This window comes from Enterococcus sp. LJL120 (assembly GCF_054871765.1).
Genome location: NZ_JBTXLV010000004.1, coordinates 228,027 through 241,933, shown reverse-complemented (window position 1 = coordinate 241,933; position 13,907 = coordinate 228,027). Strand labels below are relative to the sequence as shown.

At 41.0% G+C, this 13,907-nt stretch carries 8 protein-coding genes and 1 pseudogene; 7 read left to right on the top strand and 2 right to left on the bottom strand.

All coding sequences use genetic code 11. From position 1 onward, the window contains the following. Positions 1 to 741: 741 nt before the first annotated feature. From rapZ to whiA, 3 genes are read left to right on the top strand one after another with little or no spacing between them, the layout of a single operon-like run. The gene (gene rapZ / locus ACYSNU_RS08610; protein ID WP_461736772.1) at positions 742 to 1,626 is read left to right on the top strand and encodes an RNase adapter RapZ; all 885 of its coding nucleotides are present in this window, start codon (positions 742 to 744) and stop codon (positions 1,624 to 1,626) included. After that, complete coding sequence (locus ACYSNU_RS08605) at positions 1,623 to 2,633, top strand: gluconeogenesis factor YvcK family protein (protein ID WP_461736770.1); 1,011 nt, start codon at positions 1,623 to 1,625, stop codon at positions 2,631 to 2,633. Before rapZ ends, ACYSNU_RS08605 begins: the two co-directional genes overlap by 4 nt. Positions 2,634 to 2,646: 13 nt before the next feature. Continuing rightward, entirely contained in the window at positions 2,647 to 3,579 is a 933-nt protein-coding gene (whiA, locus tag ACYSNU_RS08600) for a DNA-binding protein WhiA (RefSeq protein WP_461736769.1), read from the top strand. 85 nt (positions 3,580 to 3,664) lie between these two features. On the opposite strand, the gene ACYSNU_RS08595 is transcribed toward whiA, so the two are convergent. Further along, complete coding sequence (locus tag ACYSNU_RS08595; RefSeq protein WP_461736768.1) at positions 3,665 to 4,186, bottom strand: thioredoxin domain-containing protein; 522 nt, start codon at positions 4,184 to 4,186, stop codon at positions 3,665 to 3,667. 267 nt (positions 4,187 to 4,453) lie between these two features. Between ACYSNU_RS08595 and nifJ the strand changes: the two are divergent. The 4 genes and pseudogenes from nifJ to glmM all read left to right on the top strand — a co-directional run. After that, positions 4,454 to 7,993 (top strand): annotated as a pseudogene (nifJ, locus tag ACYSNU_RS08590) (pyruvate:ferredoxin (flavodoxin) oxidoreductase); the annotation flags it as partial. Between the two features lie 390 nt (positions 7,994 to 8,383). Next, positions 8,384 to 9,271, top strand: a complete 888-nt coding sequence (gene cdaA, locus ACYSNU_RS08585) for a diadenylate cyclase CdaA (protein ID WP_461736767.1) — start codon at positions 8,384 to 8,386, stop codon at positions 9,269 to 9,271. Further along, positions 9,268 to 10,401, top strand: coding sequence for a CdaR family protein (locus tag ACYSNU_RS08580; RefSeq protein ID WP_461736766.1), 1,134 nt, complete (start codon positions 9,268 to 9,270; stop codon positions 10,399 to 10,401). Before cdaA ends, ACYSNU_RS08580 begins: the two co-directional genes overlap by 4 nt. 30 nt (positions 10,402 to 10,431) lie before the next feature. Next, complete coding sequence (glmM, locus tag ACYSNU_RS08575) at positions 10,432 to 11,790, top strand: phosphoglucosamine mutase (RefSeq protein ID WP_461736764.1); 1,359 nt, start codon at positions 10,432 to 10,434, stop codon at positions 11,788 to 11,790. 138 nt (positions 11,791 to 11,928) lie between these two features. On the opposite strand, the gene glmS is transcribed toward glmM, so the two are convergent. Next, a complete protein-coding gene (glmS, locus tag ACYSNU_RS08570; protein ID WP_461736763.1) occupies positions 11,929 to 13,737 on the bottom strand; it encodes a glutamine--fructose-6-phosphate transaminase (isomerizing) in 1,809 nt (602 codons plus the stop codon). Positions 13,738 to 13,907 lie beyond the last annotated feature (170 nt).

Here is a 13,907-nt window from a genome sequence, read left to right as displayed (position 1 = left end):
TTTATAAAAAACAAATCTGCAAAATTTTTTTGGTGATTTTGTCAGATGAATTTTTCTGGCTCTGAATAGCTCATCTCTGTCCCTCGTTGAATTTTGCTGAACTTTGCTGAGAGGAGAAGACCAGTTTTCAGGAGTTACTGTGGCATTGTAGCGGGCAACTTACAAAGATTTGAAAAAGTTGCTTAACCTCATTCTCTTTTTTTCCTTGTTTCGCGAATAAACATTTTCTTTTTCTTACAATAATGCTCGAATTTATCCACCAGTATTTTAATTTTTCAAGATACCGAAAAAATAACTTTTTTTTGGAGAATAAACAATGGAGGTCTATTCGTCAAATTATTAAAACACGACAAGCGTATTTTTTGACATATCCAATATTATTTATCTTTAAGAGAAATTTTTTACTGAAGGTGCCCTTTAATGCGGTGCGAAAAATTAGCCAAAGAAAAGCTTTATTCATCAAGGGAATTGGTTAATTTATAAGATAAATTCAAGTTTAAAAAATAAATTATAATGATAATTTGTCGTAGAACAGCTTAAATCATTCTTCCTTTTGCATGATAAAATTATAATTATCAATATTTGGTTCTAAAAAGATGTAATTGACCGAGGGAGGGCAGAAATGGCAAAGCTTCCTATATATAAACGAGTCAAACTGCGAAAAATTCTTGAAGTAAAAAGATGGTAGTGACACGCCAGGAATGATATAATAGGTGAGTTGAAGAGAAAGGGGTCTCCATTATGGCAGAAAATTTACAATTAGTAATAATTACGGGAATGAGCGGTGCCGGTAAAACGGTAGCAATTCAAAGTTTTGAAGACATGGGTTATTTTTGTGTCGATAATATGCCGCCAAGTTTGATTCCTAAATTTTGGGAACTCCTCAAAGAAAGCGGCAAGGTTCATAAAATTGCGTTAGTTGTTGACTTGCGCTCCCGCAGTTTCTTTGATGAAATTCAAAGCATGCTGGTTGAAATAGAAAATACTGATTTTATTGAAACAAAAGTCTTATTCTTAGATGCTTCCGATGAGGAGCTAGTTTCCCGTTATAAAGAAACACGTCGGGCCCATCCTTTAGCAATGGATGGCTTGGTGACTGAGGGCATTCGCAAAGAGCGGGCCATTTTAGAAGATTTAAAACCTAAAGCAAATATTGTGATTGATACGACTACCTTAACGCCACGGCAGCTGCGGGAAAAAATTATCCAAGAGTTTAAAACGGCGGAAACAAGCGGTTTTCGGGTGGAAATGATTTCCTTTGGCTTTAAATACGGTCTGCCAATTGATGCCGATATTGTGATGGACGTGCGCTTTTTACCAAACCCCCATTATATTCCAGAATTGCGGCCGTTAACCGGCATGGACAAGCCGGTCTATGATTATGTAATGTCGTTTCCTGAAACAGAAACTTTTTATGAAAAGTTTTATGATTTGTTGGCGACCATTATGCCGGGATATATTAAAGAGGGCAAAAGTAGCTTAACGGTTGCCATCGGCTGTACCGGTGGTCAACATCGTTCAGTCGCTTTGACTGAACGGGTCGGCCGCGCATTGAAAGCTGATTATAAAGTTAACATCACTCACCGGGATAAAGATAAACGCAAAGAGACGGTGAATCGCTCATGAGTAATGACAATCAAATGAAAACCTACCGCATCCGTAAGCCTAAAATTGTCGTGATTGGCGGTGGTACCGGCCTACCGGTAATCCTGAAAAGTTTGCGAAATCAAGGGGCTGACATCACCGCGGTGGTGACTGTTGCTGATGATGGCGGTTCCAGCGGGGAAATTCGCAATTCGGTGGCGATGGTGCCACCGGGGGACATGCGCAATATTTTGGTTTCCTTATCGGATATGCCGCAGCTCTATGAAGATATTTTTCAATATCGCTTTAAAAAAGATGATAAATTTCTAGCCAATCATTCCATCGGCAATTTAATTATTGCCGCCGTTTCAGAAATGCGGGGCAGCACCTATGAAGCCATTCAATTATTATCGAAGATGCTTCACGTTGACGGGCATATTTACCCCTCATCAGAGCAGCCGCTAGTCTTACATGCCGTCTATAAAGATGGCTCATCACAGGCCGGCGAATCTAAAATCGCTTTAGACCGCAAAACAATTGATCACGTCTACGTGACTAATGTTGATAACGATGACGTGCCCAAAGCTGCCCGCAAAGTCGTCAATAGTATTTTAGCGGCTGATATGGTGGTCTTAGGTCCCGGAAGTTTATTCACTAGTATTTTGCCAAATTTAGTGATTCAAGAAATTGGCGACGCCCTTTTAAAAACCAAGGCAGAAACTGTCTATATTTGTAATATTATGACGCAAAAGGGCGAGACGGAACATTTCAGTGATGCTGATCATATCCGCGTGCTCCACAATCATTTGCAGCAAAAATTTGTCGACACCGTTTTAGTAAATGTTGAACCCATACCAGAGGGATACATGGATTTTGAATTATACGATGAGTATCTGGTTCAAGTGACCCATGATTTTAAGGGACTGCGGGGAGAGGGCTGTCGAGTTATTTCAGCAGACTTTTTAAAATTACGGAACGGCGGCGTTTTTCACGACGGCGATAAGGTCGTGGAGGAATTGATGCGCCTATTATATGGCGTAAAAATGTAAAGGAGGGAATTCAATGTCCTTTGCAGCAGATGTAAAAAAAGAATTGACCGGCCTTGAGGTTCATCGGGAACACGCTAAAGCAGAATTGGCTGCCCTGATTCGCATGAACGGCTCTTTGAGTTTGACAAATCAGCAGTTTGTTTTAAATGTTCAAACCGAAAATGCCGCCATCGCCCGCCGAATTTTCAGCCTGTTAAAAGATCACTATCAAGTTAAAAGTGAGCTGTTAGTTCGCAAAAAAATGAAATTGAGAAAAAATAATGTTTATATCGTACGCTTAAAGGAACAAACCAAAGCGATTTTAATTGATTTAGATATTATGGACGGCATGATGTTTAACGGTCATGTCTCCGACGAGATTATGGGAAATCCCCAGAAGATGCGCTCTTATTTAAGAGGGGCTTTTCTAGCTTCCGGTTCTGTTAATAATCCAGAAACCAGCCGCTATCATCTGGAAATTTCTTCGACCTACGAAGAACACAATGAAGACGTCTGCAAGATGATTAATTATTTTGATTTGAATGCCCGCACCTTAGAGCGAAAAAACAGCTATATCTGCTACTTAAAAGGGGCTGAAAAAATTGCTGATTTTTTGATTTTAATCGGGGCGACCAATTCAATGTTAAAATTTGAGGACGTCCGCATCGTGCGGGATATGCGCAATTCAGTTAATCGGCTGGTCAATTGCGAAACGGCGAATATGAATAAAACAATTGACGCTGCCTCTAAGCAAATCGAAAATATTCACTTTATAGAAAATACAGTAGGTCTGCAATCTCTACCAGAAAAATTGCAGGAAATTGCTGAGCTGCGCTTAGAACACCCAGAAGTCAGCTTAAAAGAATTAGGCGAGATGATTCCCTCTGGTGTTATTTCTAAATCGGGAATTAACCACCGCATCCGCAAAATTAATGAGTTTGCGGACCATCTCCGTAAAAGCGGCTAATCAAATAAAAAATCCGTTAGCTATCTTGACCAGTTGGGCAGTACTGCTCAGCTTTTTGTCAAAAAAAGCTAGCGGATTTTTTTGTTTACATCAAATCTAAAACTTCTCTTAATTCTTCAGGCTGAATATTTTCATCGAAGATGGCCTTTTCCACGACACAAGTCGGCACGAACTTAATATTGGCACTGTTAGCCTCAGCAATAATCTGGTCGACTAAAACTTGGTTTAATTGTTCCTTTAAGCCTAATTTTTCTTCGGCAAAAACCGCAACCTCAGCTAAGGATAAATGGCCCCAATCTTCTTGGGTATCATAAATCTTTTGAATTTCTCCTAGCGCTTTTTCCGGTTCACTCCAGCTGACATAATGGTGCATCACATTGCCCCGTTGCAAACTTTCTTTTTCCTTATCAAATAGTTTAATAATTCGTTGAACTTTACCTTGAGCGACAGCTTCGACTAACAGTTCCTTTGATTCTTCAAACCATTGTTTAGAATAGGGACAGCGCAAATTCATAAATTCCACAATTTTTTTTGGTGCACTGTCTAAACCGATTTTAATCCCGTTCTCAGTGGTCACTTTTTTTGCATCAATAACAGAAATATCCATAATAGCCTCCAATTTTTTTGCCGCAGCGAATCAGCAGCAAACTTTACTTGATTATCCTCATGATAGCGTATTTTGAAAAAATTTCACATTGATTTGTTTGCTCGCTTTAAAAGTTTCTCTAGGCATAACGAGATTTTTTCACAAAGTAGCTTAGAATAATAAAATTCCTAAGAAAAGTCTGTGAAAAATTTCTTATTCTTTGTTTCAAAAGCAGCGGCAATCCGTTATAATCATGAGGTGCAAAATTTGAAAGAAGGAAGAATTTTTATGCGGAAAATGAAAACGATGGACGGGAATACCGCCGCAGCTTATATTTCTTATGCCTTTACCGAATTAGCTGCGATTTATCCAATCACCCCCAGTTCAACAATGGCTGAACTGGTAGATCAATGGTCAGCCGATGGCAAGAAAAATCTTTTTGGACAACCAGTTAAAGTTGTTGAAATGCAATCAGAAGCAGGGGCAGCCGGTGTGGTCCACGGCTCTTTAAAAACCGGCGCCCTCACCAGTACCTACACAGCATCTCAAGGCTTACTGTTAATGATTCCCAATATGTATAAAATTGCCGGCGAATTATTGCCGGGAGTCTTTCATGTCGCTTCAAGGGCGGTAACCACCAATGCCCTTAATATTTTTGGCGACCACAGCGATGTCATGGCAGCTCGCCAAACGGGTTTTGCTATGTTGGCTGAAAGCAGCGTCCAAGAAGTGATGGATTTAGCGCCAGTTGCTCATCTGGCGGCGATTGAAGGGGAATTGCCTTTTTTAAACTTTTTTGATGGCTTTAGAACCAGCCACGAAATTCAAAAAGTTGAAGTATTAGAGTATCAAGAGTTGGCACCGTTGATTAATCAGGAAAAATTAGCCAAGTTTAGAGGAAAGGCGATGTCTCCTAATCATCCTACCACTAGCGGGACCAATCAAAATCCTGATTTGCATTTTCAACAGCGGGAAACTGTCAATGCTTATTATCAAAAGCTGCCGGGTATTGTTCAAAAATATATGCAAAAAATTAATCAGCTGCGGGGCACTGATTATGATTTAGTGAATTATTATGGAGCTCTAGATGCTGAAGAGCTTATTATTTCAATGGGCTCAGTTGCAGGCACGATTCAACAAACTGTTGATTATTTGAATCAACAAGAGCGCAAAGTCGGCTTTTTAAATATTCATTTGTACCGACCTTTTCCTGTAGAAAATTTATTGGAAAAATTGCCTGCGACAGTTAAAAGTGTTGCTGTACTCGATCGAAGTAAAGAAGCCGGCTCTGGTGGCGAATCGTTATTGCTAGATGTCCAAAGTGCGCTATATGATTCAGAATTAAGACCAGTCGTTATCGGCGGTCGTTACGGCTTAGGCTCTAAAGATGTTACGCCAGATCAGATTTTAGCCATCTACAATGAATTGCAAAAACCTCGCAAAGAGATGAAGACTCGTTTTACAATCGGAATTGTTGATGAGGTAACTAATTTATCATTGGACAGCGGTGAGCTGCTGGACCTCACCAATTCGCAAACCTTTCAGGCAAAATTTTGGGGCTTTGGCTCTGACGGTACCGTAGGAGCCAATAAATCAGCTATCAAAATCATCGGTGATCACACCGACAAATTTGTGCAAGGATATTTTTATTATGATTCCAAAAAATCTGGCGGCCTGACCATTTCTCATCTACGTTTTGGCGGTGAGCCGATTCAATCGACCTATCTCGTGGAAAATGCTGATTTTATCGCCTGTCATACACCGGCTTATCTACATAATTATGATTTGTTGAAGGGGCTAAAACCCGGTGGCATCTTTTTACTTAATACTATTTGGACTGACAGTCAACTGGAGAGCCATCTGCCGACACGAATAAAAAAATATCTGGCTGAAAATAAAATTCAGTTTTATACCCTCAATGCGATGCAGCTGGCTCAAGAGGTTGGTTTGGGAAGGCGGATTAACACCGCGATGGAAACGGCTTTCTTTAAATTGGCTAAGGTGATGCCCTTTGAAGAGGTTTTACCGATTTTAAAAGAAGAAGCTGTTAAAAGTTATGGCAAAAAATCTATGAAAATTGTCGAAAAAAATCTGGCAGCTATTGATAAAACGGCTGAGCTACTGCATAAGGTAACAGTACCGAAGGAATGGAAAAAGCTTGAGGTAAAAAGTCAGCCATCAACAGCAGCAACAAAATATATTAGAGAAATCGTTGAACCAGTCAATGCACAAGCCGGCAATGAGTTATCAGTCGGCACCTTAATAGCAAATGGGATGACCGATGGCACGATGCCGGTGGGAACTACCGCGATTGAAAAACGCGGTATTGCCTTAGAGGTTCCAGAGTGGTTAAGTGACCATTGTACCATGTGCAATCAGTGCGCCTTCGTCTGTCCCCATGCCGCAATTCGGCCTTTCTTAGCCGATGAAAAAGAATTGTCTGAAGCACCGGCTGGCTTTATTGTGCGGGAGATGCGGGGAGCTGATGGCCAAATGTATCGCATTCAAGTTTCTGTTGAAGATTGTACCGGCTGCGGATTGTGCGTGGATGTTTGTCCCGCAAAAGAAAAGGCATTGGTGATGCAGCCCTATCAAAGTCAAAAAGAGCAGGCGCTTAATTGGGCCTTTGCTATGACGTTGAAACAAAAGGCAAATCCTGCCAAAAGTAATACTGTGATTGGCTCGCAATTTAATCAGCCGTTATTAGAATTTTCCGGCGCTTGCTCTGGCTGTGGCGAAACTCCTTATGTAAAATTATTGACGCAAATGTTTGGTGACCGAATGATGATTGCCAATGCAACCGGCTGTTCTTCTATCTGGGGCGGAGCGGCTCCGGTCTCGCCTTTTACCACGAACGAACAAGGACAAGGTCCCGCTTGGTCGAATTCTTTATTTGAAGACAATGCAGAATTTGGCTACGGCATGTTTTTAGCCAATCAAACCCGCCGTGAACGTTTAGCTTTAAAAATGGCGGAAACTTTGTCCAGTGTTTCCCCAGAGCTGAGAGCTTTAATGGAGGACTGGTTAAATCATTTAAATGATGGCGAAGGCACGCAGCAAAGAGCGGCGAAACTCACAGCGGCTCTGGCTGCAGAAATGGACAGTCAAGAAAGTTTGAAGAAGCTTTATGCAGACAAAGATTTATTTGTTAAACGTAGTCAATGGATGATTGGCGGTGATGGCTGGGCGTATGATATCGGTTTTGGCGGGATTGATCACATTTTGGCTAGCGGAGCGGATGTAAATATTTTAGTCATGGATAATGAAGTCTATTCCAATACCGGCGGCCAAACCTCAAAGGCCACCCCAGCGTCAGCAATCGCTAAATTTTCTGCCAGTGGTAAATATGTTTCGAAAAAAGATTTGGGTATGATGGCGATGACCTATGGCAATGTTTACGTGGCGCAAATCGCTTCTGGTGCCAATCAAATGCAGACGATTAAAGCCTTTGAAGAAGCGGAACGGTTTCCCGGACCCTCTCTAATTATCGCGTATACGCCGTGTATCACCCACGGCTTATTAGGCGGCATGAGTCAAACCCTGAAAGAAGCTAAAGAGGCAGTGGCCTCTGGTTATTGGAGCTTGTATCGCTATAACCCAGAACTGCGGGAAAAAAATAAAAATCCCTTGAACTTAGATTATAAAAAGCCGGATTTTGCCGCAATGCCAGCTTTCATGGAAAAACAAGTTCGCTTTGCTTCTTTAAAACAGGGGCAGCCGGAGGTAGCAGAAAAATTATTTGCTAAAACTGTTACAGACGCTAAAAATCGTTTTTACAGCTATGCTCGGCTTGCTGGTCAGGAAGAAAAAATTCGCGCAAAACTGGAGGACTAGCCGAAGATTGATAGCCAGTTCTTAGCTAACTTCTATAATCAAAAAAAACTGAAATAATTTCCAACATTTTAGTTGTTTAGATTTAAAAAATTTTGAAGAGGTTCTGACATTAGTTAATACAGAAACGAACTTAACGGACAATATCTTGTAAGAAACACTAACTATTGTCAATTTGCGGCGAGGTCTGCTGGATTACAGTCGCAGATATAATTTAGTTCGGGTTTGAATCTGTTAAAAGACTAATGTCAGAGTCTCTTTATTACTTTAGAACTCTGCAAATTTTTATTCAGAACTTTTTAAACTTCCCTAAGTTTTCCATGAAGCTTTAAAATTATGTTATAATCACAAAGAAATCTTAAAAATGAAATGGAGAAGAGGCGTGTAATGTCATTTCAAATCAGTGACCTTCTCAGCTTAACTTATTGGCAGGATCTTTTTAGTGGCAATATCCTTACGTTAAGCTTTTGGATAAATATATTAGATATTTTAGTTGTCTGGTTTCTAGCTTACAAATTAATTGAGCTAGTACGAGGGACAAAAGCGGTACAGTTGATTCGCGGAGTAGCCCTTTTTATTTTAATCAGAATTCTTGCGGAGTTTATTGGTCTGCATACTTTGTCATGGCTGATGAACCATGTCATCACATATGGAGTGATTGCGGCTGTTGTAATTTTCCAACCGGAAGTTCGCCGAGGCTTAGAGCATTTAGGCCGGCAAACATTTTTCACGCAAACTAAAAAAAGTGAGCGGGAAGAAGAACGCGTTATTTCGGCCTATGATAAAGCTATTCAATATATGGGCCGACGAAAAATCGGGGCCTTAATTAGTATTGAGCGCAATACCGGCTTAGATGAATACATCGAAACCGGCATTCCTTTAGATGCCGATATCAGCGGCGAGCTGCTGATTAATATTTTTATTCCGAACACTCCTTTGCATGACGGGGCTGTCATTGTTAAAAAGAATAAAATTGCGGTGGCCTCGGCGTATTTGCCGCTGTCAGAAAGTATGTTGATTCCAAAAGAATATGGCACACGACATCGAGCTGCAATTGGCTTGAGTGAGGTCAGCGATGCATTGACGATTATTGTTTCAGAAGAAACCGGCCATGTCAGCATGGCGGTTAACAATGAATTTTTAACCGATTTAAGCCAAGAGGAATATCTGGTCGTGTTACATCAGTATTTGACTACTGAAGAGGAAACGACAAATATTCAAGGCTTGCGGGGCTTCTTCAATGACTTCTTTAAGTCAGGAGGGAAGCGCAAATGAAAAGATTAGTGAATTTCTGGCAGGATAAAAACTTAACCTATCGTTTGTTGGCCTTAGTTTTTGCCCTGATTTTATTTGTTAATGCAAACAATGATTCTCTACAAAGCATTTTTTATTCTCAAACCGATACCTATACCGAAACGGCTAGCAGTGTGCCGGTGGAACTGATTTATGATAGTGATGAATATTATGTTTATGGCTATCAAAATACTGTCAGTGTTACCTTATCCAGTTTCAATCGGGTGCAATTAGATGCCGAATACAACGAAGATACTCGAAACTTTCAAGTCGTCGCCGATTTATCTGATTTAAGCGTGGGGACCCATGAGGTCAATCTGCGGACTCAAAATCTCAGCAGCGCGGTGTCGGCAACTTTAGAGACCACTAGCATTACCGTGACCATTGAAGAAAAGGTCACGCAAACCTTTGATGTCACGCCAACACTTTCCAGTTCGGCTTTGGCAGAAGGCTATACGTCAACGCAAACCGCTTCGCCGAGCTCCGTTGAAATTACAACAGGAGCGGATACTCTTGCCAGGATTGATCGGGTGATTGCTTTAGTCAGTCCAACGTCAGCCCAAACGGAGAATTTTTCTCAAGATGCGGTTGTGACAGCCTTGGATAGTTCTGGAGAAACGTTGAGCATCTCAGCTAATCCTGACACGGTTTCCATTGCAATCGAAGTCACAGCACCAACCAAGGACGTGACCATTGAAGCCACTCAAGAGGGGGATTTGCCAGATAATGTTGAAAGTTATACAATTAGTCTTTCAACTGAGACGGCGACTATTAGTGGACCCCAATCAGTAATCAATAATATTGATGTCATTTCCTTGCCGATTGACATTTCCAATATTACCTCTGAAACAGTGCAGACAGTTGCCCTTGGAACGGATGATTACACATCAGATCCAGAGAATGTCCGGGTGACAATCACGCCAAATTTTAGTACCACAACTTCTAGTTCAAGTTCTAGTGGAGCAACAAATAATGGAGGAACGAGCAATGGTTCCTCCAGCAGTTCTTCATCTAGTTCATCCAGCTCCAGCAGTACGCAAACTAGCAGTACACTCAGCTCGGCGGAAACTAGTAGTGATGAAGTTGCAACATTAGACAGCGTTGGTTCGTAAAAAGAAGACAAGTAAGGAGATTCAAATTAAATGGGTAAATATTTTGGTACAGATGGAGTTAGAGGGATTGCCAACAAGGAGTTAACCCCTGAATTAGCATTTAAATTAGGTCGCTTTGGCGGTTATGTTTTAAGTCAACACGAAGATTCTGAAAAACGTCCGCGGGTACTAGTTGGTCGTGACACAAGAATTTCTGGTCAAATGTTGGAGCAGGCTTTGGTCGCAGGTTTACTGTCTGTGGGAATCGAAGTTTTCCAATTAGGCGTTATTTCGACACCAGGGGTAGCTTATTTAACAAGAGTTCAAAAAGCTTCTGCCGGCGTTATGATTTCAGCTTCCCACAATCCTGCCGAAGACAATGGCATTAAATTTTTTGGAGCTGATGGCTTCAAATTAGTAGACGAACAAGAATTGGAAATTGAAGCATTGCTAGATGCTGAAGAAGATACACTGCCTCGGCCATCAGCAGCTGGTTTAGGTACCGTTGATGAATTTCCAGAGGGCTTATTGAAGTATTCACAATTTTTAGTGCAAAGTATTCCTGGTGATTTAGAAGGTATGCGGATTTGTATTGACGCAGCGAACGGCGCCACTTATTCAGCAGTTAATCGGGTCTTTGCTGACTTGGAAACTGATTTTTATACAATGGGTACCAAGCCTGACGGATTAAATATTAACGACGGCGTTGGCTCAACTCATCCAGAGGCTTTAGCCTCCTTTGTTCTAGAGAAAAAAGCCGATGTCGGTTTAGCCTTTGATGGCGACGGCGACCGGATTATTGCTGTTGACGAGTTAGGCAATATCGTTGATGGTGATAAAATTATGTATATCTGTGCCAAGTATCTAAAAGCCAACAATGCCTTGAAAAAAGATACGATTGTTACAACAGTCATGAGCAACTTAGGTTTCCATAAAGCAGTGGAAGCTGCTGGAATGCATGATGTTATCACGCAAGTCGGTGACCGTTATGTTGTCGAAGAAATGCGCAAAAATGATTATAATTTTGGTGGCGAACAATCCGGCCATATGATTTTCTTAGATTATAATACCACCGGTGATGGCATGCTTTCAGGCATCCAATTGCTAAACGTGATGAAGGAAACCGGCAAAAAATTATCCGAGTTGGCTAGTGAAGTCACCATCTATCCGCAGGAATTAGTAAATATCCGCGTCTCGAATAAAGACGGCGCTATGGAAGTGCCAGCCATTAAAGCCGTGATTGAAGAAGCAGAAGCGGAGATGAATGGCGAAGGACGTATCCTAGTTCGGCCTTCAGGAACCGAACCATTACTAAGAGTGATGGCTGAGGCTCCCACCCATGAGCAAGTTGACTATTATGTTGAAAAAATAGCCAAAGTTGTCAGAGAAGAGATTGGCTTAGAAAACTAAGTTTTTAATTGACGAAAAAAATAAATCAGTTCATTCGAGATAAACTCCATTTCAATTTTTCAGTTGAAATGGAGTTTTTTTATGGCTAAGCAGCAAAAGAGGTTCGGCAATTTTGCCGAACCTCTTTTGACTAATTTGCTATTCAACTGTTACAGATTTTGCCAAATTTCTTGGTTTATCAACATCATAACCTCTTTGCAAGGTAGCGTAGTAGGCAATTAATTGTGCCGGTACAACGCTAACTAATGGTGTTAATAACGGATGAACGTTTGGTAAAATAATTTGGTCGTCAACTTTGCTGACGGATTCACTGGCAATCACTAAGACATTTGCACCGCGGCTTTCAACTTCCCGAACATTTCCTCTTGTATGAGCCGCTGTCGCAGCATCGGTGATGATCGCCATGACAGGAGTGCCTTCTTCAATTAAAGCGATTGTGCCGTGTTTTAATTCGCCAGCTGCAAAACCTTCAGTCTGAACGTAAGAAATTTCTTTCAATTTCAAAGCGGCTTCCATAGAAACGTAATAATCTACACTGCGGCCGATATAAAAGGCATTGCGGGTTTCTTTCAAATAAACTTGAGCTAGCTCATCGATTAAATGTTTTTCAGAAATCATTGTTTCCATGCCAGTTGCCACTAAACTCAATTCGTGTAATAAATTGAAAGCAAAGGCTTCAGGAATTTCTTTTTTCTCGCCGAGGGCTTTAGCTAAAACTGTCATCACAGCAATTTGAGCTGTGTAGGCCTTAGTTGAGGCCACAGCAATCTCAGGACCAGCGTGGAGCAATAATGTATATTGCGCTTCTCTGGAGAGAGTAGAGCCCGCTACATTGGTAATTGTCAGGCTTGGATAGCCTAGTTCGTTAATTTTAACTAAAACTTGGCGACTATCAGCAGTTTCACCACTTTGACTTAAAAAGATGAAAAAAGGTTTTTCTGAAAGTAACGGCAAATTATAGCCAAATTCACTGGATAAATGAATTTCCGTTGGCACTTTGGCTAAGCTCTCAAAAATTTGTTTGCTGACCCAACCGGCATTGGCGCTGGTACCACAAGCGACGATGTAAATTCGGTCGCTTGCTTGCATTGTTGCCAGTAAGTCTGCATCAATAGCAAATTCACCGGAATCAGTGACGTATTCTTTTGCAATACGGCGCATAACAGCAGGTTGTTCGTCAATTTCTTTCAGCATGTAAAAAGGATAAGTTCCTTTTTCGATATCAGCTAAATCGATTTCAGCAGTGAAGGCGCTGCGTTCCACTTTTTCGCCAGTGGCTTTTTCAATGCCAACACTGTCAGCTGTTAGGGTTACTAGCTCGCCGTCTGCAATTTCTAAAAATTGTTTCGTTTGGTCAATCATCGCCATTGCATCACTACAAATCACATTGAAGTCTGTTCCTAAACCAATTAGTAAAGGACTTTTATTTTTTGCTACATACAAGGTTTCTGAGTCAGCTTTATCGACTAAAGCAAAGGCATAAGAGCCTTCGATGACAGCCAAAGCCTTTTTGAAGGCTTCTTTAACTGACAAGCCGTCTTCAGCGAAGCGGGCTATTAATTGCACAACAATTTCTGTATCTGTTTCACTTTCTAAAGTAATACCAGCTAAATAGGTATCTTTTAATTCTTGATAATTTTCAATCACACCGTTATGCACCAAAACAAATTCTTGATTACTAGAGGTATGAGGGTGAGCGTTAATTTCAGTAGCGGGTCCGTGAGTTGCCCAGCGAGTATGGCCAATCCCGAGGGTTCCTGTTAACTCAGTTCCAACTTTTTCTCTTAAATCTTTGATGCGGCCTTTAGTTTTAACTAATTGGTTGCTATTTGTATCTGCGACAAAAATACCGGCTGAATCATAACCGCGGTACTCTAATTTCTCCAAACCTTTTAATAAAATTTCAGTTGTGTTGGGGTTACCAACAATTCCTACGATTCCACACATAATCAAATCCTACTTTCGACTGTTCTATTGATTGTATTTGGTTTCCGCTGCGGATAAAGTCTTTGTTTTTTTCTCACGAAAAGGTTTTGATCTTTATCTGTAGAGTGCAGTCCCTAGAGCCACCCGCCGAAAACTTCGATAAGCTCTTTCCTCGTCACCTGATAACAGGT

Bases quoted from the DNA above. Each gene is read 5' to 3' on its own strand.
- rapZ (WP_461736772.1), top strand. From the start codon at position 742: ATGGCAGAAAATTTACAATTAGTAATAATTACGGGAATGAGCGGTGCC.
- ACYSNU_RS08605 (WP_461736770.1), top strand. From the start codon at position 1,623: ATGAGTAATGACAATCAAATGAAAACCTACCGCATCCGTAAGCCTAAA.
- whiA (WP_461736769.1), top strand. From the start codon at position 2,647: ATGTCCTTTGCAGCAGATGTAAAAAAAGAATTGACCGGCCTTGAGGTT.
- ACYSNU_RS08595 (WP_461736768.1), bottom strand. From the start codon at position 4,186: ATGGATATTTCTGTTATTGATGCAAAAAAAGTGACCACTGAGAACGGG.
- cdaA (WP_461736767.1), top strand. From the start codon at position 8,384: ATGTCATTTCAAATCAGTGACCTTCTCAGCTTAACTTATTGGCAGGAT.
- ACYSNU_RS08580 (WP_461736766.1), top strand. From the start codon at position 9,268: ATGAAAAGATTAGTGAATTTCTGGCAGGATAAAAACTTAACCTATCGT.
- glmM (WP_461736764.1), top strand. From the start codon at position 10,432: ATGGGTAAATATTTTGGTACAGATGGAGTTAGAGGGATTGCCAACAAG.
- glmS (WP_461736763.1), bottom strand. From the start codon at position 13,737: ATGTGTGGAATCGTAGGAATTGTTGGTAACCCCAACACAACTGAAATT.